At 66.6% G+C, this 25,490-nt stretch carries 23 protein-coding genes; 19 read left to right on the top strand and 4 right to left on the bottom strand.

What is annotated here, in order from left to right:
* Positions 1 to 14: 14 nt before the first annotated feature.
* The 14 genes from glnA (at position 15) to AB1411_00180 (ending at position 14,227) form a co-directional block, all read left to right on the top strand.
* Complete coding sequence (glnA, locus tag AB1411_00245; GenBank protein ID MEW6542025.1) at positions 15 to 1,424, top strand: type I glutamate--ammonia ligase; 1,410 nt, start codon at positions 15 to 17, stop codon at positions 1,422 to 1,424.
* 209 nt (positions 1,425 to 1,633) lie between these two features.
* Positions 1,634 to 2,845: a sigma 54-interacting transcriptional regulator gene (locus AB1411_00240; GenBank protein ID MEW6542024.1), complete on the top strand. Its 1,212-nt coding sequence runs from the start codon at positions 1,634 to 1,636 to the stop codon at positions 2,843 to 2,845.
* Positions 2,846 to 2,864: 19 nt separating this feature from the next.
* Positions 2,865 to 4,142 (top strand): CmpA/NrtA family ABC transporter substrate-binding protein, encoded by a 1,278-nt coding sequence (locus tag AB1411_00235; protein MEW6542023.1) that lies wholly within the window; start codon positions 2,865 to 2,867, stop codon positions 4,140 to 4,142.
* Between the two features lie 9 nt (positions 4,143 to 4,151).
* The gene (locus tag AB1411_00230) at positions 4,152 to 5,030 is read left to right on the top strand and encodes an ABC transporter permease subunit (protein ID MEW6542022.1); all 879 of its coding nucleotides are present in this window, start codon (positions 4,152 to 4,154) and stop codon (positions 5,028 to 5,030) included.
* Positions 5,031 to 5,033: 3 nt separating this feature from the next.
* Positions 5,034 to 5,885 (top strand): ABC transporter ATP-binding protein, encoded by an 852-nt coding sequence (locus AB1411_00225; GenBank protein ID MEW6542021.1) that lies wholly within the window; start codon positions 5,034 to 5,036, stop codon positions 5,883 to 5,885.
* Positions 5,886 to 5,983: 98 nt separating this feature from the next.
* The gene (gene cynS, locus AB1411_00220; protein ID MEW6542020.1) at positions 5,984 to 6,436 is read left to right on the top strand and encodes a cyanase; all 453 of its coding nucleotides are present in this window, start codon (positions 5,984 to 5,986) and stop codon (positions 6,434 to 6,436) included.
* A 365-nt stretch (positions 6,437 to 6,801) separates the two neighbouring features.
* Positions 6,802 to 7,092, top strand: a complete 291-nt coding sequence (locus tag AB1411_00215) for a hypothetical protein (protein ID MEW6542019.1) — start codon at positions 6,802 to 6,804, stop codon at positions 7,090 to 7,092.
* On the top strand, positions 7,082 to 8,239 hold the full coding sequence (locus tag AB1411_00210) for an ammonium transporter (protein ID MEW6542018.1): 1,158 nt from the start codon (positions 7,082 to 7,084) through the stop codon (positions 8,237 to 8,239). Before AB1411_00215 ends, AB1411_00210 begins: the two co-directional genes overlap by 11 nt.
* A 142-nt stretch (positions 8,240 to 8,381) precedes the next feature.
* Entirely contained in the window at positions 8,382 to 8,828 is a 447-nt protein-coding gene (locus AB1411_00205; GenBank protein MEW6542017.1) for a ubiquinol-cytochrome c reductase iron-sulfur subunit, read from the top strand.
* Between the two features lie 95 nt (positions 8,829 to 8,923).
* Positions 8,924 to 9,946, top strand: coding sequence for a cytochrome b N-terminal domain-containing protein (locus AB1411_00200; protein ID MEW6542016.1), 1,023 nt, complete (start codon positions 8,924 to 8,926; stop codon positions 9,944 to 9,946).
* Between the two features lie 106 nt (positions 9,947 to 10,052).
* Positions 10,053 to 11,468, top strand: coding sequence for a multiheme c-type cytochrome (locus AB1411_00195; GenBank protein ID MEW6542015.1), 1,416 nt, complete (start codon positions 10,053 to 10,055; stop codon positions 11,466 to 11,468).
* An 85-nt stretch (positions 11,469 to 11,553) separates the two neighbouring features.
* Positions 11,554 to 12,891: an ammonium transporter gene (locus AB1411_00190; protein ID MEW6542014.1), complete on the top strand. Its 1,338-nt coding sequence runs from the start codon at positions 11,554 to 11,556 to the stop codon at positions 12,889 to 12,891.
* A 102-nt stretch (positions 12,892 to 12,993) separates the two neighbouring features.
* Positions 12,994 to 13,785, top strand: a complete 792-nt coding sequence (locus AB1411_00185) for a CBS domain-containing protein (protein ID MEW6542013.1) — start codon at positions 12,994 to 12,996, stop codon at positions 13,783 to 13,785.
* 145 nt (positions 13,786 to 13,930) lie between these two features.
* Positions 13,931 to 14,227, top strand: a complete 297-nt coding sequence (locus AB1411_00180) for a GYD domain-containing protein (protein ID MEW6542012.1) — start codon at positions 13,931 to 13,933, stop codon at positions 14,225 to 14,227.
* On the opposite strand, the gene AB1411_00175 is transcribed toward AB1411_00180, so the two are convergent.
* Positions 14,228 to 16,501 (bottom strand): hypothetical protein, encoded by a 2,274-nt coding sequence (locus tag AB1411_00175; GenBank protein MEW6542011.1) that lies wholly within the window; start codon positions 16,499 to 16,501, stop codon positions 14,228 to 14,230.
* Between the two features lie 77 nt (positions 16,502 to 16,578).
* Here AB1411_00175 and AB1411_00170 point away from each other — a divergent pair, with 77 nt between their 5' ends.
* Complete coding sequence (locus AB1411_00170) at positions 16,579 to 18,273, top strand: hypothetical protein (protein ID MEW6542010.1); 1,695 nt, start codon at positions 16,579 to 16,581, stop codon at positions 18,271 to 18,273.
* 63 nt (positions 18,274 to 18,336) lie between these two features.
* On the opposite strand, the gene groL is transcribed toward AB1411_00170, so the two are convergent.
* The 3 genes from groL to AB1411_00155 form a co-directional block, all read right to left on the bottom strand.
* Positions 18,337 to 19,971 (bottom strand): chaperonin GroEL, encoded by a 1,635-nt coding sequence (gene groL / locus AB1411_00165; protein ID MEW6542009.1) that lies wholly within the window; start codon positions 19,969 to 19,971, stop codon positions 18,337 to 18,339.
* A gap of 61 nt (positions 19,972 to 20,032) precedes the next feature.
* Entirely contained in the window at positions 20,033 to 20,344 is a 312-nt protein-coding gene (locus AB1411_00160) for a co-chaperone GroES (GenBank protein MEW6542008.1), read from the bottom strand.
* 239 nt (positions 20,345 to 20,583) lie between these two features.
* Positions 20,584 to 21,633: an RNA polymerase factor sigma-32 gene (locus tag AB1411_00155; GenBank protein ID MEW6542007.1), complete on the bottom strand. Its 1,050-nt coding sequence runs from the start codon at positions 21,631 to 21,633 to the stop codon at positions 20,584 to 20,586.
* A gap of 151 nt (positions 21,634 to 21,784) precedes the next feature.
* Between AB1411_00155 and AB1411_00150 the strand changes: the two genes are divergently transcribed.
* The 4 genes from AB1411_00150 to nusB all read left to right on the top strand — a co-directional run bounded on the left by AB1411_00150 (position 21,785) and on the right by nusB (position 25,455).
* Positions 21,785 to 23,008 (top strand): MFS transporter, encoded by a 1,224-nt coding sequence (locus AB1411_00150; protein ID MEW6542006.1) that lies wholly within the window; start codon positions 21,785 to 21,787, stop codon positions 23,006 to 23,008.
* Between the two features lie 73 nt (positions 23,009 to 23,081).
* Positions 23,082 to 24,290: a bifunctional 3,4-dihydroxy-2-butanone-4-phosphate synthase/GTP cyclohydrolase II gene (locus AB1411_00145; GenBank protein ID MEW6542005.1), complete on the top strand. Its 1,209-nt coding sequence runs from the start codon at positions 23,082 to 23,084 to the stop codon at positions 24,288 to 24,290.
* 143 nt (positions 24,291 to 24,433) lie between these two features.
* On the top strand, positions 24,434 to 24,955 hold the full coding sequence (gene ribH / locus AB1411_00140) for a 6,7-dimethyl-8-ribityllumazine synthase (GenBank protein ID MEW6542004.1): 522 nt from the start codon (positions 24,434 to 24,436) through the stop codon (positions 24,953 to 24,955).
* A gap of 26 nt (positions 24,956 to 24,981) precedes the next feature.
* Positions 24,982 to 25,455 carry a transcription antitermination factor NusB gene (gene nusB, locus AB1411_00135; GenBank protein MEW6542003.1) on the top strand — a complete coding sequence of 158 codons (474 nt, stop codon included), beginning with the start codon at positions 24,982 to 24,984 and terminating at the stop codon, positions 25,453 to 25,455.
* The last annotated feature ends 35 nt before the right edge of the window (positions 25,456 to 25,490 follow it).

Here is a 25,490-nt window from a genome sequence, read left to right as displayed (position 1 = left end):
AAAGGAGGCGTGGAATGAATCCCCGGGACGTGTTGGAGTTGGCCAAGAAGCACAAGGTGCAGGTCGTGGACCTGAAGTTCGTGGACCTGCTGGGCACCTGGCAGCACTTTTCGCTGCCGGTCGAGGAGATGAGCGAAGACCTGTTCAAGGACGGGTCCGGGTTCGACGGCTCCTCGATCCGGGGCTGGAAGGCGATCCACAACAGCGACATGCTGGCGGTGCCGGACCCGGCCACCGCCTGTCTGGATCCCTTCGCCGCGGTGCCCACGCTCAGCCTGGTCTGCACGGTGGTGGACCCGATCACGCGGGAGCCCTACGACCGGGACCCGCGGCACATCGCGCAGCAGGCCGAGCGGTACCTGAAGAGCACGAAGCTCGGCGACGTTTCCTACTGGGGGCCGGAGGCGGAGTTTTTCATCTTCGACCAGGCCCGGTACGACCAGACCAGCCACAGCGGCTCCTACGCCATCGATTCGGACGAGGCGGTCTGGAACGCGGGCAAGGAGGGGCCGAACCTGGGGAACAAGATCCGCCACAAGGAGGGCTACTTCCCGGTGGCGCCGGTGGACACCCAGCAGGACCTCCGCAGCGAGATGATCCTGGAGATGCAGAAGGCGGGCATCCCGATCGAGAAGCACCACCACGAGGTGGCCACGGCGGGCCAGGCCGAGATCGACCTGCGGTTCGACTCGCTGGTGAAGATGGCCGACAAGATGCTGCTGTACAAGTACATCGTCAAGAACGTGGCGCGGCGGTACGGCAAGACCGTGACGTTCATGCCGAAGCCGATCTTCGGCGACAACGGCTCCGGCATGCACACGCACCAGAGCATCTGGAAGGAAGGCAAGCCGCTGTTCGCCGGCAAGGAGTATGCGGGGGTCTCCCAGACCTGCCTCTATTACATCGGGGGGATTCTCAAGCACGCCCCGGCCCTGGCCGCGTTCACGAACCCGACGACGAACTCCTACAAGCGGCTGACGCCGGGGTTCGAGGCGCCGGTGCTGCTGGCCTATTCGAGCCGCAACCGGTCGGCCGGCATCCGGATTCCGATGTACTCGCCGAGCCCCAAGGCCAAGCGGATCGAGGTGCGGTTTCCCGATCCGGCCTGCAACCCCTACTTGGCCTTCGCGGCCATGCTCATGGCGGGGCTGGACGGGATCGAGAACAAGCTGGATCCGGGCGAGCCGATGGACAAGGACCTCTACGATCTGGAGCCGAAGGAGGCGGCCCGGATTCCGACCATGCCGGGGAGCCTGGACGAGGCGCTCCGGCACCTGGAGAAGGACCATCAGTTCCTGCTCAAGGGCGGGGTGTTCTCCGAGGAGCTGCTCGAGGCCTGGATCGGCTACAAGCGGGGCCGGGAGATTGACCAGCTCCGGCTGCGGCCGCATCCGTACGAGTTCATGCTGTACTACGACGTGTAAGGAGCCGCGTCCGGCCGGCCGCGACGGGGTGGCCAGACGGGGCAGGTCCAAGACGGAGGGGGCCCGACAACGGCGTCGGGTCCCCTCCCGTGGCAACGGCGCCAGGACCGGGTGGGAGTCGCCTGCGGGCGGGCTCCTGCTCCGGAATCCTGGCGCCTTTTTTTGGTTCGCGGGCTGACGGAGAGCACGGAGAGGCACGGCGGTCGCCCATGCGTGTGGCGGATGTGGTGGAGGAGCAGGTGCTGCAGGAGTGGACGGTGCTGGAAGCGATCGCGGCCGCCTTGACCAAGCCGGGGCCCGTGCAGGCCCGGCTGGAGGAGGGGCTGGACTTGGTCCGCGCGCGCCTGCGGTGCCTGCGGGCCCGGGGGGATCTGAGCCAGGAACCGGCAGGGGCGGCGGGCGGCGGCGCCTGTGGGAGCGCGGGCGGCGGGCTCCATGCGAGCCTCGTCGGGCAGAGCGAGGCGATGCGGCAAGTCTACGAGGCCATCCGGCGCGTGAGTCACAGTCCGGCCACCGTGCTGCTGCGCGGGGAGAGCGGCACCGGCAAGGAACTGGTGGCGAAAGCGATCCATCTGGAGAGTCCCCGGGCCCGGGGCCCGTTCGTGCGGCTCCATTGTGCGGCGCTGACCGAGACGCTGTTGGAGAGCGAGCTGTTCGGGCACGAACGGGGGGCCTTTACCGGAGCGGTGGAGAGCCGCAAGGGGCGGTTCGAGTTGGCGGACGGGGGGACCCTGTTCCTGGACGAGATCGGCGACATTCCGCCGGCGACCCAGGTCAAGCTCCTGCGCGTGCTCCAGGACCGGTGCTTCGAGCGGGTGGGGGGCACGAGGCCCATCCAGGTGGACGTACGGGTGATCTCGGCCACGCACCGGGATCTGGAGGCGCTGGTGCGGGCCGGGACCTTCCGGGAGGACCTTTATTACCGGCTCAACGTCGTGCCGGTCACGCTGCCGCCGCTGCGGGAGCGGGCGGGGGACGTGCCCCTGCTCATCGCGCACTTCCTGGCGCGGTTCAACCGGGAGAATCGGCGGCGGGTCCGGCTGGGGCCGGAGCTGCTGGCCCTGATGGCCCGCTATCACTGGCCCGGCAACGTGCGGGAGCTGCAAAACTGTGTGGAGCGGCTGGTGGTGATGGCCGAGCCGGGCCAGGAGTGGGTGACGCTGGAGCGGCTGCCCTCCTCCCTGCGGGGCTACTTTGCGGACCTGTGGCAGGTGACGCAAGGGGGCCGGGAGCCCGGGGGGAGCGAGCCGTCCGGGGGGTCGCTGGGCCAGAGCGTGCAGGCCCTGGAGCGCCGCCGGCTCGTGGAGGCCCTGGCGCAGGCCGGCTGGGTGCAGGCGCGGGCGGCCCGGGGGCTGGGCCTCACCCCGCGGCAGGTGGCCTACAAGATGAGGAAGTACGGGATTCGTGAACCGTCAACGTGAAACGAAAGGAGCGCGCCAGATGGAGCCGAAACTGACTTCGGAACAGTACTTCGAGAAGACGGTCGAGCGGTCCGTGGTCGAGGCGGTCCTGCGGGCGGCGGGGCCGAGTCGGCGGCAGTTCCTGGCCGGATTGGGCGGGGCGGCGCTGACGGCGCTGATCGCGGAGGTGCTGCCGCTCGGGAAGCTCACGGCCTTCGCGGCCGATCCGGTCGGGAAGCCGGAGAAAAAGGATCTCAGCGTCGGCTTCATTCCGATCACCTGCGCGACCCCGATCATCATGGCGGAGCCGCTGGGCTTTTACAAGAAACACGGGCTGAACGCGTCGGTGAAGCGGGCGGCGGGATGGGCCATGGTCCGGGACTGGGCGATCAACAAGGAAGTGGACGCGGCCCACATGCTGACGCCGATGCCGCTCGCGATCACGCTGGGCGCCGGCTCGGTGCCGGTCCCGTTCTACATGCCGGCGGTGGAGAACATCAACGGGCAGGCCATCACCCTGCACATCAAGCACAAGGACGTGAAGACCGCCGCAGACATGAAGGGATTCCGGTTCTGCGTCCCGTTCGACTATTCCATGCACAACTACCTGCTGCGGTATTTCCTGGCCGATGGGGGAGTCCACCCGGACAAGGACGTGCAGATCCGCGTCGTCCCGCCCCCCGAGATGGTGGCGAACCTGAAAGCCGGGAACGTGAACGGGTACCTGGCGCCGGACCCGTTCAACCAGCGGGCCGTGTACGAGAACGTCGGGTTCATCTACAAGCTTTCGAAAGAGATCTGGGACCGGCATCCCTGCTGCGCCTTCACGGTGTCGAAGGAATTCGCGACGACCTATCCGAACACGTTCGGAGCCCTGTTCCGGGCGATCGTGGACGCCACGCACTATGCGTCCAATCCGGCGCACCGGAAGGAGATCGCGGCCGCGATCGCGCCGGCCAACTACCTGAACCAGCCGGTCACGGTGCTCGAGCAGGTGCTCACCGGCACCTACGCGGACGGGCTGGGCGGCATCAAGAAGGTGCCCGACCGCATCGATTTCGACCCCTATCCCTGGCACTCGATGGCGATCTGGATCCTGACCCAGATGAGGCGTTGGGGGCACCTGAAGGGGGACGTCAACTACAAGGCGGTGGCCGAGCAGGTCTACCTGGCGGCGGACTGCGACCGGATCGCGAAGGAGCTGGGCTACCCGACTCACAATGCGACGGCGATGAAACACACGATCATGGGCAAGGTGTTCGATCCCAGTCAGCCGGAACAGTACGTCAAGAGCTTCAAAATCCACAGCATGGCATGAGGTAATCACATGGCCGGAAAAGACACGTGGCTGATCTCGGTCACGCTGCTGATCCTGTTTCTGGTGGTCTGGCACGTGGCGACGTTGCAGAAGGCCTTCGATCCGAAGGGGCTGACCGAGGAGCAGTTGCAACTCATGGAGTTCAACGGAGACATCGTCCGGAATCCGGACGGGAGCTACGCCTGGAATCCGGAGAAGGAGAAGGTCAAGGGCGTGCCGGGTCCGCTGACGGTGCTGGAGAAGACCCGCGTCGAGCTGGGCGAGGCCTTCGAGAAGAAGGGCACGAACGACCACGGGATCGCCTGGCTGGTGCTCTACACGGTCACGCGCTTCGCAGCCGGCTTCCTGGCGGCCTCGGTGGTGGCGATCATTCTGGGGGTCATCCTGGGGCTCAACAAGGTGCTCTACCGGGCGGTCAATCCCTACATCCAGATCCTCAAGCCGATCTCTCCCCTGGCCTGGATGCCGCTGCTGCTCTACACGGTGCGGGACCCGAAGTGGACCGCCGTCCTGGTCGTCTTCATGGCGGCGGTCTGGCCCACGCTCGCCACCACGGCCTTCGGAGTCAACTCTCTGCGCAAGGACTATCTGCACGTGGCGGCGATCCTGCAGTTGTCCTGGATCAAGCGTCTGTACAAGGTGATCCTGCCGGGGGCGGCCCCGACGATCGTGAACGGGCTGCGCATCTCCTTCGGGAGCGCGCTCGTGGCGGTCGTGCCGGCGGAAATGCTGCTGGGCGAGCTGGGCGTCGGGTACCTGAGTTGGATCGAGTGGAACAACCTGGACATCGCCGGCGTGATCTTCGCCATCCTCGTCGTGGGAGCAGTGGGGGTCGTCCTGGATTCGGGGTTCAACAAGCTGGCCGGACTTGTCACCTATCAGGAGTAAGCCATGGCGTTTCTACAGATTGACCACGTGACGAAGTACTTCCCGAGCCCGTCCGGGACGGGCCAGGTCTGCATCTTCAAGGACGTTACGATCAAGATCGAAAAGGGCGAGTTCGTCACCACGATCGGGCACTCCGGCTGCGGCAAGAGCACGTTGCTGAACATCATCGCGGGGCTGGAGACGATGACGGAGGGGGGCATCATCCTGAACGGCAAGGAGGTGTCCGGCCCGGGCCTGGACCGCATGGTGGTCTTCCAGAACTTCTCGCTGATGCCCTGGATGACCGTGTTCGAGAACATCCGGTTGGCCGTGCGGGCGGCCTATCCGGACTGGGACCAGGAGAAGGTGGCGGCGCACGTCCGCAAATACATCGAGCTGGTCGGGTTGAAGGGGGCGGAGGACAAGCGGCCGACGGCCCTGTCCGGGGGCATGAAGCAGCGGGTGGGGCTGGCCCGGGCCTTCTCGATCGAGCCGAAGGTTCTGCTCCTGGACGAACCGTTCGCCCAGATCGACGCGCTGACCAGGGGCGTGATCCAGGAGGAGCTGGTCCAGATGTGGACCACGGCCCGCAACACCGTGTTCATGGTCACGCACGACGTGGACGAGGCGATCCTGCTCTCGGACCGGATCATGCTGATGACCAACGGGCCGGGGGCCCGCATCGCCGAGATCATCGACGTGACGATCCCCAGGCCGAGGTCGAGGGATTCGATCATCGAGCACCCCCACTATTACAAGATCAGAAACCACGTGATCCACTTCCTGGTTCGTCACGCCACCCACGCGGCGGGGGACGATGCCGGCGCGGCCGACGAAGGCGGAACGGGAACCGCGCCGCTCGTCGTGAGATTCTGACGGCGGAAGGCCGCGTGGATCGTGACGGTGCGCTCGCCATCTTCTGACCATCTCCGGCTCTTCGGAGCGGGAGTCTTAGCCAAAAGGAGGACCCAGACATGGAGAAAAAGGACGTCGTCGCCAAACTCCTTGCCTTGAAGGAGGCTTCCGGAAAAACCTATACGGAGCTGGCGGAGGCTCTTGGGCTCTGCAACGTCTACGTGGCCCAGTTGTTCCGTCGTCAGGCGCAGCTCAAGAAGGAGACCGAGGGCAAGCTGGTGAAGCTGGTCCCCGGCTTGACCGAGGACCTCCTCAAGGAGATGCGGAAGCCGCCGCTCCGCTCATACGACCCGGCCATTCTGCAAGAGCCCCACGTGTACCGGATGACCGAAGTCTGCGCGCACTACGGCGACGGGATCCTCGCGGTCATTCACGAGATGTTCGGCGACGGCATCATGTCGGCGATCGACTTCAAGTTCACGATCCAAAAAATCAAGGGCAGCCAGGGGGAGGATCGTGTGCTGATGACCTGGAACGGGAAGTTCCTTCCCCACATCGAGCAGACGAAGTAAGCGGCGTGGATCGGCATCCGAGGCATTCTCGTCATTGGAGCCACGCGGCGGCTCTGAGGGCCGCGAGCGGCAAGGCGCTGCCCTATTCCGACGACGAGGGCTGGGCCCAGCAGCACTGAGCATTCGTGTTTCGGCGGAGCGCTTGCGGCGAGTCCGTTGCAGGCGCTCCCCCGTTCTCTTTCCGTCCATTCGTCTCTTCAATTTTCCGTTCCTCCCATTTTGTCGGGCCTTCGACAAAATTGTCGCAAGAGCGGAGCGAATCCGTCACAGGAACGAGCTTTTCCAAGGAAATTGGCAAGGGGCGATGGCACTGAATTTGCTGTTGCCTGTGCAGCGTGAGGGTTGCGTCCGTTGAGGAGGGTGCGATGGCGCTGCAGGGGATCCGCACGGGACAGGGGCAAGGGGATCTGTCGTCGGTTGAGCTGACGCTGCTTCAGGCACTGCGGATGGGCGGAGCCAGGACCATTGACCAGTTGGCCTCTCTGCTCCCCTCCGTGAGCTGGAGCCAGGTGTTCCTGGCGGTGGATCGGCTCAGCCGGGTCGGCGCGGTGACCATGCGGCGGGCCGGCAATCGCGAATATCTGGTGTCGCTGGGGCCTGCCGGCGGCATGGGGCCCGGTGTTGGACAGGGAGTGGGGATCCACGGTGCCGCATGAAGTCAGTCAGATCGGGTGGCTCCTGATCTGCTCCGCATGGCTCCTCCTGTCCCTCCCCGGCGTGGCCCTGTTTTACGGCGGGATGGTGCGGAAGAAGAACGTGCTGAACACGATGGGGCTGGTGCTGGCGGCCCTCCTGCTCGTGTCGGTTCTCGGAGTGTTCGGAGGACTGCTCAGGGGCGGCTTCCCGACGATGGAGTTCGGGGTAGCTGGGCTCTCGCCGGTGCCGGTCTACGAAACGATGGCTGGGGCCCTAGCCCTGGCGCTGGTGGCCGGCGGGCTGGTCGAACGGGTCCGGTTCTCGTTTTTCCTCGTCTTCGGGTTCCTGTGGGCCTGGTTCTGCTACGGCCCGATCGCTCGCTGGCTCTGGGACGGGGGCTGGCTGGCCGATCTGGGCGGCCTGGACTTCGCCGGCGGGGCCGTGATCCACGTCAGCGCCGGCGTCACGGCCCTGGTGGCGGCGATCGTGGTTGGGCCGAGGAAGGGCTTCGGGCGGACCGAAATGAAGCCGAACAACCTGCCGCTGTCGGTCTGCGGGGCCGGGCTGCTCTGGGTCGGGTGGACCGGGTTCGCGGCCGGGCGCGGCCTGGCATCCATGCAGGCGGTGACCGCCGCCTTCGTGGCCATTCAGGTCTCGGCCGCATCGGCGGCCCTGGCCTGGACCGCCGCGGAGTGGGCCCAGCGGGACAAGCCGACTGCCCTGGGCACGGTCAGCGGGGCGGTGGCCGGGCTGGTCGCCATCGCGCCGGCAGCCGGATACGTCAGCCCGCTCTCGGCGCTCGTGATCGGCATCGGAGCCGGCGGGACCTGTTACATGGTCGTGAACTTCGTGAAGCCGATCCTGGGCTATGACGATTCGCTGGACGTCTTCGGGATGCATGCGGTGGGGGGGACGTGGGGCATGATCGCGGTCGGCCTCTTCGCCTCTACGGCGGTGAATCCGGACGGAAGCGACGGCCTGCTGTATGGGTACCCCTACCAGTTCCTGGTCCAGGTGGTGGCCGTCTCGACGGTCTGGATGTATGCGGCCGGCGCGACCTTCCTGCTGCTCAAGGGGCTCCACCTCGTCATGCGGCCGCGCGTGGACGGTGAAGCGGAGATCATGGGGCTGGACCTGGCCGAGCACGGCGAGCGGGGCTATTCGTGAAACGGGAGACGGGAGACGTAAAACGTGAGACGTGAAAGGTGATGGATGAAACGAGGAAGGCTTTCGCGAGCAGAATCCGGCCCGTGTCCCAGAGTGTTTTACGTCTCACGTTTCACGTCTCGCGGGTGTGAAAGGGATTGTAATGGCCATCATCCACGATGACCTGGGACGGCGCCGGTTCCTTAGCCAAGCGGTCATGGCCTTCGGGCTCCTCTTCGGGATGGGAACGCTGGCCCTGCGGTTCGCCCAGTTCCTGGTTCCCAGTCCGAAGGCGAAACGGTACGAGGCGGTCCTGATCGGGGCCGAGTCCCGCGTGCCGCTGGGAGAGGGAGTGTCAATGGATCTCGGAGGCCACAAGATCGTGGTCCTGAGGACGGACGAAGGCGTCGCGGCCTTTTCCCGGCGTTGCACGGACCTGGGCTGTCTCGTGTCCTGGAACAGGGACCGGCAGCAGTTCCTCTGTCCCTGCCATCAAGGGGTCTTCGACAAGACGGGGCGAAACATCGCCGGGCCGCCGCCGCGCCCGCTGGATCGGTTCGAGGTCGTGAAGCGGGGAGACCAGTTGTACGTGAACATCCAGAGCGGCTAGTTATCAGTGGTCAGTCGTCAGTTATCAGTCTGTTCCTAAAACTGATAACTGATAACTGATCACTGAAAACTGAGAACCGATCGTGGGGACAGTGTATGGAGTCGGCAGCGACACCGGCCGAGCACAGGGCAGGACAGAAAAGCTGGATTGACTACATCCAGAAGGACCTGCCGGCCCACCTGGACTGGTGGCCCTACACGCTCGGGGCGATTCCGCTCACCCTGTTCGGCCTGCTGGTGGCAACCGGCCTCATGCTGACCTTCTACTACGTGCCCTCGCCCGAGAAGGCCTACGAGAGCGTGGAGCAGATCACCCACGAGGTCTACCTTGGCTGGTTCGTGCGCGGCCTGCACAAGTTCTCCGTGGACCTGATGATCCTGTTCCTCCTGTTCCACGTGATCCGGGTCTTCGTCACCAGAGCCTATCGGCCGCCGGGCGAGTGGAAATGGGTGAGCGGCTCGCTCGTGCTGTTCCTCGCCTTCGCGATGGGATTCACCGGCTATTCGCTGGTCTACGACAACGTTTCCTACTGGGGCATGACCGTCGTGACCAGCATGCTGGGGAGCTTGCCCGTGGTCGGCACCCCGCTCCTCTATCTGCTGCGGGGCGGGGAGGAGGTGTCGGGCGGGACGCTGCTGCGGCTCTACGACTTGCACACCAAGCTCCTGCCGGTTCTGCTGGCCGGCCTCGTGATCGGCCACGTGCTCGTCGTCCGGCTCTCCGGCTTCGCGGAGGTGCCGGGCAGCCGCGGGTTCCATCCCTTCTACCCGGAACACGCCCTCACCATGGGGGCGATCGCCGTCGGGCTGCTGGTCCTGCTCGTGGACCTCGTGATGATCTTTCCGCCCACGCTGGGGCCGCCGGCCAACCCCCAGGAAGTCGCGACGGACGTGTCGCCGCCCTGGTACTTCTCGGCGCCCTACATGTGGATCACGCTCCTGCCCGGGCCCGTCGCCCTCTGGAGTCTTCTGGCCGGCGCCGGCATCTTTGCTGCCTATCCGTTCGTGGATCGTGTCCTGTCCGAACGGGGCTGGCCGATGGCGCTGGTCAACGGGGTGGTCGGAACAGCGGTGGTGTTGGCGGTCGCGGCCTTGATGATTCTGGACACGAGGATGTGAGGAACGGGCTAGGGGCGAGGGGCTAGAGGCGATGCCTAAGGGAACAGCCACGATCCCTTGCCCCTCGCCTCGTGCCTCCCACCCGTGATGCTAAAGGAGGGATGCTGTGACAGAGCCGGGCCATGATGAGTCCGAGGGCCACGTGACCGCGCCGAACGGGAAATTGAATTTCACCCGCTACTTGATCGGCGGGTTGTGTCTGGTCCTGTTCCTCGCCCTGACCGGCGTCGGCTACGTCCAGGTGGAGGAGCGGCGGGGAGGCGGGCTCCGGCCGTTCATCTCCGCCGAGAACAAGAAGTGCATTGACTGCCACACGGCGAAAGACATCTCGGTCGGCGGCATCAACGACTGGAAATACAGCCGCCACGCTCCCAAGGGCATCGGTTGCGTCGAGTGCCACCAGGCCGAGAAGGGGGAGCCGGACGCGTACGACCACTACGGCAAGGTCATCTCCACGCTCGTGACGCCCAAGGACTGCATGAGGTGCCACGACAAGGAAGCCCGGGAGTTCGAGAAGTCCCACCATGCCAAGGGGGCGCAGTTCACCAATTCCCTCGACAATTTCCTCGGGAACGTCGTGGAAGGGCCGGAAGTGATCACGACCGGATGCGCCGGCTGCCACGGGAGCGTGGTCAAGGTGATGGACAACGGGAAGCTCCATCCGTCCACCTGGCCCAATTCGGGCATCGGGCGGGTGAATCCGGACGGGTCGAAGGGCACCTGCGCCGCCTGCCACGCGCGGCACGGCTTCTCGATCGCCCAGGCCCGGCAGCCGGAGAACTGCGGGCGGTGCCACATGGGCCCGGACCATCCCCAGATCGAGGCCTATTACGAGAGCAAGCACGGCGTGCTGTTCACCGCGAACAAGGACAAGATGAAGCTCGCCCAGCCGACGGAGAAGTGGCACCCGGGGAAGGACTATCTCTTCCCCACCTGCGCCACCTGCCACATGAGCGCCACCGACACGCAGGAGGTGACCCACGACGTGGGCGACCGGATCAGTTGGACCCTCCGGCCGGTCGTTTCGACGCGGCTCGAGAACTACGAGGTCCGGCGAAAGGCCATGCGCCAGGTCTGCGCCTCCTGCCACAGCGAGGAGATCGTGGAGCGGTTCTTCACGCAGATGGACCAGGGGATCACGCTGTACAACGAGAAATTCGGCAAGCCGTCCAAGGCGGCGATGGACAAGCTGCTCGCGATGAAAAAGATCACGCCGACCCCCTATGACGAAGCGATCGAATGGGTGTTTTACGAGCTCTGGCACCATGAGGGGCGGAGGGCCAGGCACGGGCTGTCCAAGGTCGCGCCGGACTACGTCCACTGGCAGGGCTTCTACGAAGTGGCCAAGCATTTCTACACCAAGTTTCTGCCGATGGTGCGGGAGCTGTCGCCCGACGTGGCGAAGGATCTGGTCTCGCAGGAGAGCCACAAGTGGGTGGAGCAGGGGATGAGCAAGGAGGAGATCGCCCGGATGATCGAATTCTACGAGAAGGAGATGCAGGGGAAACGAGGCGGCGGGTAGGGCCGGTCCCCGCCTGGTGGAGCAAGGCGCTGGCAGGGTTCCTGCCGGCGCCTTTGCTGTGTCTATGGAGGAGAAGGAGAGGGACATGAGCCGATCGGGACGACTGACGAGTCTGGTGTTGATCGCACTGGCAGCGGGCCTGGGGCTGGCGATGGCGGGGACGGGCTGGGCGCAGGACGCCCCGGCGCCCACGCCGCTCAAGGTGGACACGGCCGACACGGTCTGGGTGCTGACTTCATCGGCGCTCGTGCTGGCCATGATCGTGCCGGGCCTGGCCCTCTTCTACGGGGGGCTGGTACGCAGCAAGAACGTGTTGGGCACCGTCATGCAGAGCTTCGTGATCCTCTGCCTGGTGACCCTCCTCTGGATTCTGGTCGGGTACAGCCTGGCCTTCGGGCCGGACAAGGCCGGGCTGATCGGCGGCCTCGAATGGGTCGGGCTGAACGGCGTGGGCACGGAGCCCCATCCGACCTACGGTCCGACGATCCCCCACCAGGCCTTCATGGTCTTCCAGCTCATGTTCGCCGCGATCACGCCGGCTCTGATTACGGGGGCCTTTGCCGAGCGGATGAAGTTCGGGGCCCTGCTGCTGTTCGCCGGCCTCTGGTCCCTGCTGGTCTACTGTCCGGTGGCCCACTGGCTCTGGGGCGGCGGCTGGCTGGGGAGGCTGGGGGCGCTGGACTTCGCCGGCGGGGCGGTCGTGCACATCAGCTCCGGCGTCGCGGCCCTGGTCTGTTCCCTGATGCTGGGGGCGCGGCGCGGGTACGGGACCGACTACATGGCGCCGCACAACCTCCCGTTGACGCTCCTGGGCACCGGGCTCCTCTGGTTCGGCTGGTTCGGGTTCAACGCGGGGAGCGCCCTGTCCGCAAACAACGTGGCGGTGGGCGCCTTCATCACGACCCACACGGCGGCGGCTGTCGGAGCCCTGACCTGGATGGCGGTCGAGTGGGTCCACCGGGGCACGCCGACCGTGCTGGGGGTGGCCAGCGGCGCGGTGGCCGGTCTGGCGACCGTGACCCCCGGAGCCGGTTACGTCGGGCCCTTCTCCGCCCTCCTGATCGGGCTCGTCGCCGGGGGGCTCTGCTACGTCGCGGTGATCCGCTGGAAAGCCAAGCTGGGCTACGACGATTCGCTGGACGTGGTCGGCATCCACGGAGTCGGCGGGGCGGTCGGGATTCTGGCGACGGGCCTGCTGGCCTCGAAGTCGGTCAATTCGGCCGGAGCCGACGGCCTCTTCTCCGGCAATCCCGGGTTTTTCGGCGTCCAGGCGCTGGCCGTGCTCGTCACGGCGCTGTTCTCGCTCGTCGCCACCTATGCGATCCTCAAGCTGGTGGATCGAGTGGTCGGGCTGCGGATCTCCGCCGAGGAGGAGTCCATGGGCCTCGATTTGAGCCAGCACAACGAACGGGCCTATTCGTGACCGCTCCAGATCGGGCGAATCCCCTCCCTTGAGCCTCGCCCGGTCGTTGAGGTAGTCTTTTTCTCCCGGGCAGTCGGTTGGGTTGTCACGGTAGGGGGGATCATGCAAAAGGGCGCGGGCCGGCGACCGGCCAGACGGCTGTTCGTGGAACGGGACATCCAGCGGTTGCAGCAGCAGTTGGCCGCATTTCGCCCGTTCCTCTCCAGACGCCGGCCTGCCGCGTCGTTGGACGAGTTCGATGCCGCGACCGAACGGCTCATCAGCCGCATCTTCGGGGAATCCTCCGATCTGCTGGAGGCCTACCAGTATGCCAAGCTGGGCGAAGCCGGAGGCCTGGTCAACCTGCCGGAAGAGGCCCAGGAGAGCGGAGTCCAGGACACGGAACGGGAGAGCCTCCAGCAGCGCAAGCGGGTTCTGGAGAGCTGCATCTCGGAGCTGGAGACCCTGCGCGCGGAGGGCAACCGCCGCACCCCGTTGGCCGGCTCGCGGGTGGCCGACTACATGTCCACCGACGTGCGGAGCGTGCACAAGGACGCCACGTTGAAGGAGGCGGGCCGGCTGCTCTCCAAGTGGCGGGTGGGGTCGCTCCTGGTGGACGACAACTGCCGCTACATCGGGATCATCACCGACACGGATTTGAGCCGCAAGGCGGTGGCGCGGGGATTGGACCCGAACGAGGCCACGGTCAAGCTCTGCATGAGCAAGCCGGTCCTCACGATCGAGGACAGCGAGCCGCTGGCCGCCGCCATCGCGCTGATGAAACAGAAGGGGGTCCGCCACCTGGCGGTGACCGAGGATCGGACCATCATCGGAATCCTCTCGGTCTCGGACGTGCTGCGGGCCTATGCGGAGTTGGCCGGGCTGGACGAAGAAGCGGACGCGAACGGCGAGTGAAAATATCCCACAGGGCCAAAACCCACTCTGCCTGCACGTGATCGAAGCGGGCGGCTCGCGCAAGCTTGTACTGGAGGCAAACAAACTATCCGCTCACATGTGATCGAAGTGAGCGGCTCAAGCAAGCTTGGTATGGAGGTGCGCGATGGCGACCTACATCGTGTTGTTCCGGTGGACGGAGCAGGGGATCAAGGGTGTCAAGGACACGACGAAGCGGGCGGCTGCGTTCAAGGCCCTGGTCAAGAAGGCCGGCGGGCAGGTCAAAGACGTCTATTGGACCATGGGGCAGTACGACGGCGTTCTCATCTTTACGGCCCCGGACGACGAGACCGCGACCGCCGTGCTCATGAGCGCCGGTTCCCTGGGGAACGTCCGGTCGGAAACCCTGCGCGCCTTCGGCGAGGACGAGATGCCGGCGATCCTGGCGAAGGTCGGGTCCTGATCACGGCTGGACCGCGCCGTCTCCGAACTTGCTCGCGAACAGCGCCGCGGTCCGCTCCATGTGCCGGGCGATGTCCGCGGCCAGGCGCGCCGATCCCTCCTCCCACCGCTCGGTCGTGTAGCCCATCCGCCGGGCCAGGAACACGAAGGCGTCCGACCCGGCCGGGGGGAGCACCAGGTCCTTGGCGTCGCCGCGGACGATGCGGAGCGCGTCAATCAATCCCCGGAGGAAGAGGTAGGTGTCCCTGAGCTGGGCCGCCTCCTCCCGCGCCAGCGCGCCGCCGTCTCCTAGCGCCGCCAGCGCCTCCAACGTGTTGGGCGTCCGGAGCCGGGGGTCTGCGTGGCCGTGCATGATCTGTAGATACTGGACCGTATATTCCACGTCGATCAATCCGCCCGGGCTGTACTTCACGTTGCGCTGATCCGGCTCCACCAGCTCCTTCACCTGCCGCTGGCGTAGCTCCAGGGCGGCCGCCAGGTCCCAGGGCCGGCCGCTGTAGACGAAGGCGTCCCGGAGCGCTTCCACCTCCCGGCCGAGCCGCTCGTCGCCGGTCACGAACCGGAGCTTGATCAGGGCCTGCCGCTCGAACGGCGCGCTGAGTCCGGCCGGGCTGTAGTAGGTCCGCAACTCGTCCAACCGGCTCGCGAGCAGCCCCTTCCCCCCGTGAGGCCGCAGCCGGACGTCCATGTGAAAGATGCCCTCCTGCTTTGCCTCGATGCGCTGGAGGATGTCCTGGGCCACCCGCTCGAAATACTCGCTGTGCTCGAGCGGACGGCGGCCGCCGGTGCGTCCCGGCCCGCCGTACACGAAGAGGACCTCGATGTCCGAGGCGTATCCCAGCTCACGTCCGCCGAACTTGCCCATCCCGAACACCGAGAAGGGGCAGGGGCGGCCGCCGGACAGGCGGGGCGAGCCGTGGAGGCGGGAGAGCTTGGCCTGGGAGTCGCGGACGGCCTGGTCCAGGACCGCCTCGGCCAGGTCGGTGAGCGAGCGGGAGAAGTCCGGCAGGGTGGAGGAGGGCTCCATCAAGTGCTTCATGTCGATGCGGAAGAGCTCCTGGTCCTTGTACTGGTTGAGGGCCCGCCGCCGCTCCTCGTCCGTGCGGGAGCGGGCGAGGCGGCGGCGCAGCTCGCGGGCCATGGCCGCGCGGGACCGGAGGAGCGGAACCTTCTGGTAGCTCTCCAGCATCGGGAGCAGGTTGTCGTACTGGCGGCGGAGGAAGTCTTCCCAGAGGAAGTCGCTGGTGCCGAGCAGGCGGGCCAGGAGGGGGAGGCTCCCCTTGCCCTTGAGGAAGTGCAGGGCCTTGCCGTCGCGCGACTCCTTCAGGATCAGGTCCAGGAAGCGGTCGAAGTGCTCGATGGCGCGGGCCGGGTCCGGGGCCCAGGTCAGGAAGTGGGTGAACTGCTTCATGAGGGTCGCGGTCACCCGCAGCTCCTGCTGCTCCTCCTGGTCCACGATCTTCTGCCCGTGCCGGCCCCGCACGAAGAACCGATCGTGGATCTCGGCCCCCACGTTCTGGAAGCGGGCCTTCCTGATGTAGATGCCCCGCATCGCCAGCGCGTTGGCAAAGGCGTAGAGGAAGGCCGGCGTGTCGGTGGAGCGGATGTCCATGATCGTGTCGGTCGGGGACTGGTCGTTGTCGAACCGGATCTGCACCGGGTTCAGGAGCCCCGTGAAGGAGCCGCGGGAGCGGCCGAGCGTCTCGACGAGCCGCCGGTTGACCAGGCCGCGGGCCTCCTGGAAGCGGTTGGCGTCCAGGAGCCGGACCACCCGGTCGAGCTCCTCGGCGAAGCGCCGCCGCTGGACGGCGGTGAAGGGCATCTCCGGCATCGGGGCGGCGCGGAACACGTCCACGATCTTCTTGCGACTCAGGCCGGCCCTGCCTCTCGCCCGCGCGCGTCTCGGCCAGGGGAAGTGCCGCTCGGGGCGTCGGTCCGGACCGTCCGGCTCGGCTTCGGCCGAGGTGTAGACGCCTCCTTCGCGGATGTCGAGCCCGAAGGAGGAGAGCAGACCGCAGATCGTCGCGAATTCCGAGAAGTAGTCGTAGGCGACGACGACGACCTCGACCAGGCCGCCCTCGGCTTCGGTCACGGCCGCCAGGCAGGGACGGTCCGGATCGAGCTGGGCGACGAGCGCGACGTGCCGGGCGATGTCCTCCGGCCGGAACTGCGCGAAATACTCCGCGTCCATCCGCAACACGAAGTCGCGCAGCACCTCTTCCTCGACCTGGGGGCAGAAGGGCAGCAGGGTCTGGATCAACCGGTCCGGCGTCATGGTGCGTCAGTATACCTGCGTCACGACGGCATTGCACTTCGTTGTCTGTTCGTCGTCCCGCCGGTATAATCCCTGCGATGACGCCCAAGACGACTCCCGCCTCGAAACGTGAAATCCCGCGGGCTGCGGCGCGGCTGCTGCTCGCCACCGGTCTGGGCGAGGAGGAAGTGATCGCGCTGCTGGCCCCCTACGGCCTCGCAGACCCGAAGCGGGCGGACGCCAACATCCAGGCGATGGCCGGGGAGCCGCGGTCGCGCGGGCTGCTCGCCCAGATCCTGGACGAGCTGCTGGCATCCGTCGGCGAGACGGCCGATCCGGACCAGGCCCTCACCTACTGGGAGCGGTTTCTGGAGGCCGGAGTCAACCGCGTCCAGCTCTTCGACTATCTGCGCGGCTTCCCCCGGATGCTGCACCTCCTCTGCACGATCTTCGGGAACAGCCCGGCCATGGCCCAGACGCTCATCCGCGACCCCCTGCTGGTCTACTGGCTGGCGGAGACGCAGGTACTCGTCAGGCGCCCAACCAAGCTTTCGCTCGAGCAGGAGCTGCGGGCGATGCTCGCCAACGTGGGAGCGATGGAGTTGAAGCTGGATGCGCTCCGTCGGTTCCGGCGGCGGCAGATGTTGCGGATCGGGATCAGGGACCTGTTGCGGCTGGCCGACGTGCCGGAAACCACTGCGGTCCTGTCCGACCTGGCGGCCGTGCTGATCCAGGCGGCCTACGAGAGCGTGGCGGCGGATTTGCGGGGCCGATACGGCATCCCCGTGCACCGGGGTGCGGGAGGCCGGTCGGTCGAGACCGGCTTCGCGGTGATCGCGATGGGCAAGCTGGGTGGAGGGGAGTTGAACTTCAGCTCGGACGTGGACCTGATCTACGTGTACGGCTCCGACGAGGGGCACACGGTCGGCCGCTCCGGTTCCACCAGGACGGTCTCGATCCCGAACGAGGAGTATTTCGAATACCTGGCCAGGGACCTGACGAGGGCGCTGACCGAAGCGACCCAGGAGGGCCACGTGTTCCGGGTGGACCTCCGGCTCCGGGCGGAGGGCTCGGTCGGGCGGCTGGCGAGGCCGCTCGCCGGCTACGCCCAGTATTACCGGGCGAGGGGGCAGACCTGGGAGCGGCTGGCGCTGCTCAAGGCCTGGCCGGTCGCCGGCGATCTGCGTCTGGGCCATACGTTCCTGCGGGCCGTGCGTCCCTTCGCCCTCGGGCTCAGGGCCGGGCCGGAGACCGGGGAGGCCGAGGCCGTTTTAGAGCAGGTGCGGGCGGTCAAGGAGATGATTGACGACAAGATGGCGCTCCGGGGGCACGAGCGCCGGAACGTCAAGCTGGGGACGGGGGGCATCAGGGAGATCGAGTTCGTCGTGCAGGCCGTTCAGGTTTTGTGCGGAAACCGCCTGCCGGGCATCGTGAACCGGGGCACCCTGGACTCCCTCTCCCGCTTCAAGCTCCACGGGCTTCTCTCGGGCATGGAGCACGACCGGCTGGTCCGGGCCTATCTCTTTCTGCGGGACGTGGAGCACAAGCTCCAGATGGTGCACGATCTGCAGACCCACGCGCTGCCGGAGGGGGCCGAGGAGCTGACCCGCTGCGCGATCCGGCTGGGCTATCAGGCCAAGGACCGGCGCGAGGCGATGCAGCGGCTCGCGGCCGATTACCGGCGGCACACCGGCTCGGTCAACCGGGTCTTCCGCAGCCTCTTCTACTCTCCGGGCCGCTGCCCGCTGCTGAAAGCCGCACTGGCCAAAAAGCAACGGCCCGGCGGGAAGTGACCCCGCCGGGCCGTCGAGCCGCCGGCTAACGGCTATACGCCATTGGCTCTTGTTGCTCTCCGCTCAGTACATGCCCTCCATGCCGTGGCTGTGGCCCGGCATCGCCGGCTCCTTCTTCTCCTCCGGCAGCTCGGTGATCATGACCTCGGTGGTGAGCATGAGCCCGGCCACGCTGGATGCGTTCTGCAGCGCGCAGCGGGTCACCTTGGTGGGGTCAATGATCCCGACCTTCAGGAGATCCTCGTACTGCTCGGTGGCCGCGTTGAACCCGAACGAGGAGCTGGAGTTCGCCCGCACCTTCTCCACCACGACCGACCCCTCGACGCCGGCGTTCTCGACGATCTGGCGGATCGGCTCCTCCAGCGCGCGGCGGACGATGTTGACGCCGACCATCTGCTCGGCCGGCACGTCCTTCAGGTTGTCCAGCGCGGAAATGCACCGCAGCAGGGCCACGCCGCCGCCGGGCACGATGCCCTCCTCGACCGCCGCCTTCGTCGCGTGCAGCGCGTCCTCGACGCGGGCCTTCTTCTCCTTCATCTCGGTCTCGGTCGCCGCGCCGACGTTGATGACCGCCACGCCGCCCACGATCTTGGCCAGCCGCTCCTGCAGCTTCTCCCGGTCGTAGTCGGAGGTGGTCTCCTCGATCTGGGCCTTGATCTGCTTCACGCGGCCCTCGATCTTCTTCGGGTCGCCGTAGCCCTCTACGATCGTCGTGTTGTCCTTGTCGATCGTGACCCGCTTGGCCCGGCCGAGGTCCGTGAGCTTCACGTTCTCGAGCTTCAGGCCCAGCTCCTCGGAGATGACCTGCCCGCCGGTCAGGATCGCGATGTCCTCGAGCATGGCCTTCCGGCGGTCGCCGAAGCCCGGCGCCTTCACCGCGGCCACGTTCAGGGTCCCGCGCAGCTTGTTCACGACCAGGGTCGCCAGCGCCTCGCCCTCGACCTCCTCGGCGATGATCACGAGCGGCCGGCCCATCTTGGCCACCTGCTCCAGGAGGGGCAGCAGGTCCTTCATGCCGCTGATCTTCTTTTCGTGGATCAGGAGGAACGGTTCTTCGAGGGAGGCTTCCATCCGCTCGGCGTTGGTGACGAAGTAGGGGGAGATGTACCCGCGGTCGAACTGCATGCCTTCCACGACGTCGAGCGAGGTGGACATGGACTTGGCTTCCTCGACCGTGATGACGCCGTCCTTGCCGACCTTCTCCATCGCCTCGGCGATCAGGTCGCCGATGGTCTTGTCGTTGTTCGCGGAGATCGTGCCGACCTGCGAGATCTCGGTCTTAGTCTGGCAGGGCTTGCTGAGCTTCTTGAGCTCCTGGACCACCGCCTCGACCGCCCGGTCGATCCCGCGCTTGATCTCCATCGGGTTGCCGCCGGCCGTGATGTTCTTGGCCCCCTCGCGGTAGATGGCCTGGGCGAGCACGGTCGCGGTCGTGGTGCCGTCGCCGGCCGTATCGCTCGTCTTGCTGGCCACTTCCCGGACCAGTTGGGCCCCCATGTTCTCATAGGGGTTCTTCAGCTCCACTTCCTTGGCGACCGTGACGCCGTCCTTCGTGATCGTGGGCGCGCCGAACTTCTTGTCGAGAATGGCGTTCCGCCCCTTCGGTCCCAGCGTCGCCTTCACGGCGTCGGCGAGCTGGTTGACGCCCTTCAGGATCGCGGCCCGGGCCGAGTCGCTGTACAGCAGTTGCTTTGCCATCGTCGTTCCTCCTTAACGTTCTTCGATTGCGTCGTTCGCGAACTGTCGAAACGGGGCCGTCTTACTTGCTCGTGAAGATCCCGAGCACGTCCTCTTCCTTCAGGATCAGGCAGTCCTCGTCCTCGATCCGCAGCTTGGTGCCGGAGTACTTGTCGAAGAGCACCTGATCGCCGACCTTCAGGTTCTTCACGTCCTTGCCGACCGCCTGGACCGTCCCGCGCTGCGGCTTCTCCTTGGCCGTGTCCGGCACGTAGATCCCGCCGGCGGTCCGCTCCATCTCCTCCGTGTAGGTGATGAACACCCGCTCGCCCAGGGGCTGAAAGCCCTTCGCCGACGTGCCCGTGGTCGCCTTTTCCTCAGTCTTCGCCGCCATAGCCAACCTCCTCCTTCCTAAAGCTGATAATGAATGGTCCCGTTCAGAGGACTCTGTTGGACCCTAGAAACCCTGGTGAAACACCCGATATCGTCGCGCGCCTGAAGAAGCGCAGGAAGCGAGGGGAAAGATAGCCCTTCCCCCGGGGGAGTCAAGAGCCTGGTCGAGATTTTCTTTGCACGCAGGCCAAGCGAGCAAATGGCAAGAAAGACATGAAAAAACAATAGGATAGGTATGTTTTACGAGCGGAGCTGGTCGAAATCCTTGATTTCTTTTTTGAGAAAGTCCCGGAGCCGTTTGATGATCCGGGCCTCCAGTTGACGGGTCCGCTCCTTGGTGATCCCGTACTTTTGGCCCAGGTCGTCCAGGGTGAGGGGGGGCTCGGACAGGATGCGATTCCGGAGGATGTCCTCCTCCCGCTCTCCCAGCGTTTTGATGAACTCGGCCAGCTTGGCCCGGAAGATCTCGCGGAGCTCGGTGTCCGCCAGGGCCTCGTCGGCCGGCTGCTCCTGGGCCGGCAGGATGTCCAGCAGCGTGCCGTCCGTGTCCTGGCTCAGCGGCTGGTCCAGGGACAACTCCCAGCTCCCCAGCCGCTGGTCCATCTCGATGACGTCCCGCTCGCGCACGTTGAGCCGGTCCGCCAGCAGCTTCGTGTCGGGCGCGAAGCCCTGCCGCTCCAGCTTGGCCTTTTCCTTCTTGAGGTTGTAGAAGAGCTTGCGCTGGTCCTGCGTCGTGCCGACCTTGACGAGCCGGTAGGTGTTGAGCAGGTAGCGGAGGATGTAGGCCCGGGCCCACCAGGCGGCGTAGGCGTGGAACCGCACGTTCTTGGTCGGGTCGAATTTCTTGATCGCCTGCATGAGCCCCACGTTGCCTTCCTGGATCAGGTCCATCTGGTCCGCGCCCGTGTGCAGGTATTCGGAGGCGATCGCGACGGAGACGCGCAGGTTGGCGAGGATCAGCTTGACGGCCGCCTCCCGCTTGCCCAGAACCTGATATTCGTGGAAAAGCTGGAGCTCTTCTTCTTTCGACAGGAACGGGTAGCGCCGGACCTCGGCCAGGTAGCGCTGAAGGGTCGTGACCGGGACGACCGCGGTGGCGCCGTCCCGGTGCTCCGCCTGTTCCTCCGATCGGGGAGGCGGCAGGTCGTGCAGGGCTTCGCCCTCTTCAGACAGCTCCGTCTCGTCGAGGTCGGCTTCGATCTCGACGAGATCGTCCGTCTCCACTTTGGGCGGCTGGCCCTGGCGGTCGCCGGCCTTGTCTCGCCGGTTGGATCGAATCGGTTTCCCCATCGGTTCCGGAGATTATAAACGGAACCTCGGCGGGAGCCAAACCGCGATCGAACGGAGGGGCCAGCCTTGCTTGTCCGAGGGCGCTGTCCCTATAGTACGGCCCCCGTGAACGGGAAGGACACATGACGGGCTGTCAACGACAGGCAGGCGTATGGGCAGCATGCTGAAAGCCTTGCGAAGCGGGCATTGGCCCTCCTTGATCGGGGCCTGGCTCCATTTCGAAGTCAGCTTCATGGCCTGGCTCCTCATCGGGGCGCTGGGCGTGTCCATTGCGGAGGAGTTCGGCCTGAGCGCCACTCAGAAGGGCTTGCTGGTCGCGGTGCCGCTCCTCGGCGGGGCCCTGCTCCGCGTGCCCGTCGGCCTCGCCAGCGACCGATTCGGGCCCAAGCCCATCGGCCTGCTCCTGCTCGGGTGCGAGTTGCTCGCGCTGCTCTGGGGCTGGCTGGCCGCTTCAAGCTACGGGGAGATGCTGGCCGTGGGCCTCTCCCTCGGCGTGGCCGGCGCCAGCTTCGCGGTGGCGATGCCGCTGGCCAGCCGGGCCTATCCGCCGGCGCACCAGGGATTGGCCATGGGCGTGGCGGCCTCGGCCAACAGCGGCACGGTGCTCGCCATGCTGCTCGCGCCGCGACTGGGGCAGGCCGTCGGCTGGCACGGGGTCTTCGGCCTGATGACCCTGCCGATCCTGTTCACGCTCCTTCTCTTCGCCTGGATGGTCCGGGGCAACGGCGGGATGGCCAGGCTGGAGCGGCGATCCGGCTGGTGGGACGCGGCTGGCGAGCTGCTCCGGCTGCGATCCATCTACTGGCTCTGCTTCCTGTACGGGGTGACGTTCGGGGGATTCGTCGGCTTCTCCAGCTTCCTGCCGATCTTTCTGCACGACCAGTACGGGCTCGACCTGGTGACGGCCGGCTCGCTCACGGCGCTCTGCGGGCTGGCCGGGAGCCTCATTCGGCCTCTCGGCGGCTACGTGGCCGACCACCTGGGAGGCCTCAAGGTGCTCCTGGTTCTTTTCCCGGCGATCGCGGCCCTGACGGCGGCGGCCGGCACGTTGCCCGGCCTGGGGTGGGCCGCGCTGTTGCTGGTTCTGGCCGTGGCCAGCATGGGATTCGGCAACGGCGTGGTCTTCCGCGTCGTCTCCGACCGGTTCATGAAGCAGATCGGGATCGCCTCCGGCCTGATCGGGGCGGTCGGCGGGTTCGGCGGGTTCCTCCTCCCGGCCTGGCTCGGACTGCTCAAGGATCTGACCGGCACCTACGGGACCGGCTTCCACCTCTATGCGGGGCTGGCGCTGGTTGCCTGTGCGAGCGTGGCCGTGGCGCTGCAGCGGCGTCGGGCCGCCGGCGCTGGAGCGGGAGAAGAGAGGCTCTCCGATTGACAGTTCCGCCCCCAGGCTTTATGGTGAAGACGCCGATCGCCCGGTGGGGCGGCGCGGCGTGGAGGGAGAGCGCATGGCTCCGGAGTTCGATTCCATCGAGGACGCCGTCAAGGAGATCAAGAAGGGCCACTTCGTGATCCTGGTGGACGACGAGGACCGGGAGAACGAGGGGGACCTCGTGATGGCGGCCGAAAAGGTCACGCCCCAGGCCATCAACTTCATGGCGAAGCACGGCCGGGGCCTGATCTGCCTCGCCCTGACGCCGGAGCGGGTGGAGGAGCTCCAACTGCCGCCGCAGGCGCCGGAGAACACGGCGACGTTCGGGACGGCCTTCACGGTCTCGATCGACGCCCGGCGCGACATCACGACCGGCATCTCCGCGGCCGACCGGGCCACGACGATCCGGGTCGCCGTGGATCCCGGGACCAAGCCGTCCGACCTGGCCAGGCCCGGCCACGTCTTCCCGCTCAAGGCCCAGAAAGGCGGCGTGCTCAAACGGGCCGGACAGACCGAGGGGTCGGTGGACCTGGCACGCCTGGCCGGGCTCTATCCGGCCGGGGTCATCTGCGAGATCATGAACGAGGACGGGACGATGGCCCGCGTGCCGGAGCTGACGGAGTTCGCCCGGCGGCACAAGCTCAAGATCGTCACGATCAAGGCCCTGATCGAGCACCGGCTGCGCCGGGAGACCTTCATCAAGCGGGTGGCCAGCGCCAAGCTTCCCACGGTCTTCGGCGAGTTCGAGGCGGTCGTGTTCGAGAACGAGATTGACGGAGGCTCGCACATCGCCCTGGTCAAGGGGCGGGTGGACGACGGCGTGCCGACGCTGGTCCGCGTCCACTCCGGCTGCCTCACGGCCGACGTCTTCGGCTCCCTCCGCTGCGACTGCCGGGACCAGCTCCAGAAGGCGATGGAGATCATCCAGAAGGCCGGCCGGGGCGTGCTGCTCTATCTGAACCAGGAGGGGCGCGGCATCGGGCTGATCAACAAGATCAAGGCCTACAAGCTGCAGGACGAGGGCCACGACACCGTGGAGGCCAACCTGCGCCTGGGCTTCAAGCCCGACCTGCGGGACTACGGGGTCGGCGCCCAGATCCTCGTGAACCTCGGGATCAGGGACCTGCGGCTCATCACGAACAACCCGCGCAAGATCGTCGGCATCGAGGGGTACGGGCTGAAGGTCGTGGAGCGGGTACCCATCGAGATTCCCCCGCGCGAGGCCAACGAACGGTACCTGCGCACGAAGAAGACCAAGCTCGGGCACATCCTCAACAAAGTCTGACAATCTAGTTCTTGCCACCCCTCGCGCGAACCTGCTAAGGTGCGGGTGGCTCCACCTTTTCTTCCGGTTTCCTGACAAGACATGGGCCCTCGTCGCTTCCGGCTGGTCCGCCCCGTCCGGAGGTCTGGAGGGGGACGGCGCGCATGAAGACCCTGGAAGGGCACCTCGACGCCAAAGGGCTCCGCTTCGGGCTCGTCGTCAGCAAATACAACGAGTTCGTCACAGGCCGTCTCCTGGCCGGCGCGATGGAAGTCCTGAGCAAGGCCGGAGCCGGCGAACAGGCGGTGGAGGTGGCGATGGTGCCCGGCGCCTTCGAGATTCCGCTCGTGGCGCGGCGCCTGGCCGCCTCGGGCCGGTTCGATGCGGTCGTCTGTCTGGGCGCCGTCATCCGCGGCGAGACGCCGCACTTCGAATACATCAGCGCGGAGGCGGCGCGGGGGATCGCGCAGGCCTCCTGGGACACGGGCGTGCCGGTCGTCTTCGGCGTGCTGACCACCGAGACCGTGGAGCAGGCCCTCGAGCGGGCCGGGGCGCCGGAGCGGAACCGGGGCGCCGAAGCGGCGCGGACCGCCGTCGAGATGGCGACGCTCATGAGGCAGTTGCACGTGAAAGGGGAAAGGTTCGAAAGGAAAAGCAGGCGGCTCCGGAAACGGGCGCGGCGCTGAGACGGGAATCCGGCCGTTCGAGCACTATGGGCGTCAGACGTCAGTCACGAGAGCGGGCCTTGCAGATCCTCTTTCAGTGGGACATCCACGGGAAGGTCGGGGACTGGCTGGAAGACTTCTGGACCCAGCATCCGGCGCCGGAGGACGTGCGGGCTTTCACCGACCGGCTCGTGGAGGGGGTCATCGCCCGCAAGGCCGAGCTGGACAAGCTGATCGGGGCCTATGCGACGAACTGGAAGGTCAGCCGCATGCCGATCGTGGACCGGAACATCCTCCGGGCGGCCCTCTTCGAGCTGTTCTGGATGCCCGACGTGCCGGCCAAGGTGACGGTGAACGAGGCCATCGAGCTGGCCAAGAAGTTCGCCGACGACGAGACGAAGAAGTTCGTGAACGGGATTCTGGACCACGTGCTCAAGAGCGAGGAGCGGCTGAAGGAGAAACGGGCCGAGCTGGCAGCCGAAACGGCGGGCGCGGGGCCCGGGGCGCGGGGCGCGGGGTAGGCTCATGCGAAGCGGTGTGAAAGCGTTCTTGCCCC

It is taken from the genome of Nitrospirota bacterium, from assembly GCA_040757595.1.
Classification (GTDB): domain Bacteria; phylum Nitrospirota; class Nitrospiria; order Nitrospirales; family Nitrospiraceae; genus JBFLWP01.
The sequence above is the reverse complement of the archived record's forward strand: the minus strand, read 5'-3'. Positions and strand labels throughout refer to the sequence as shown.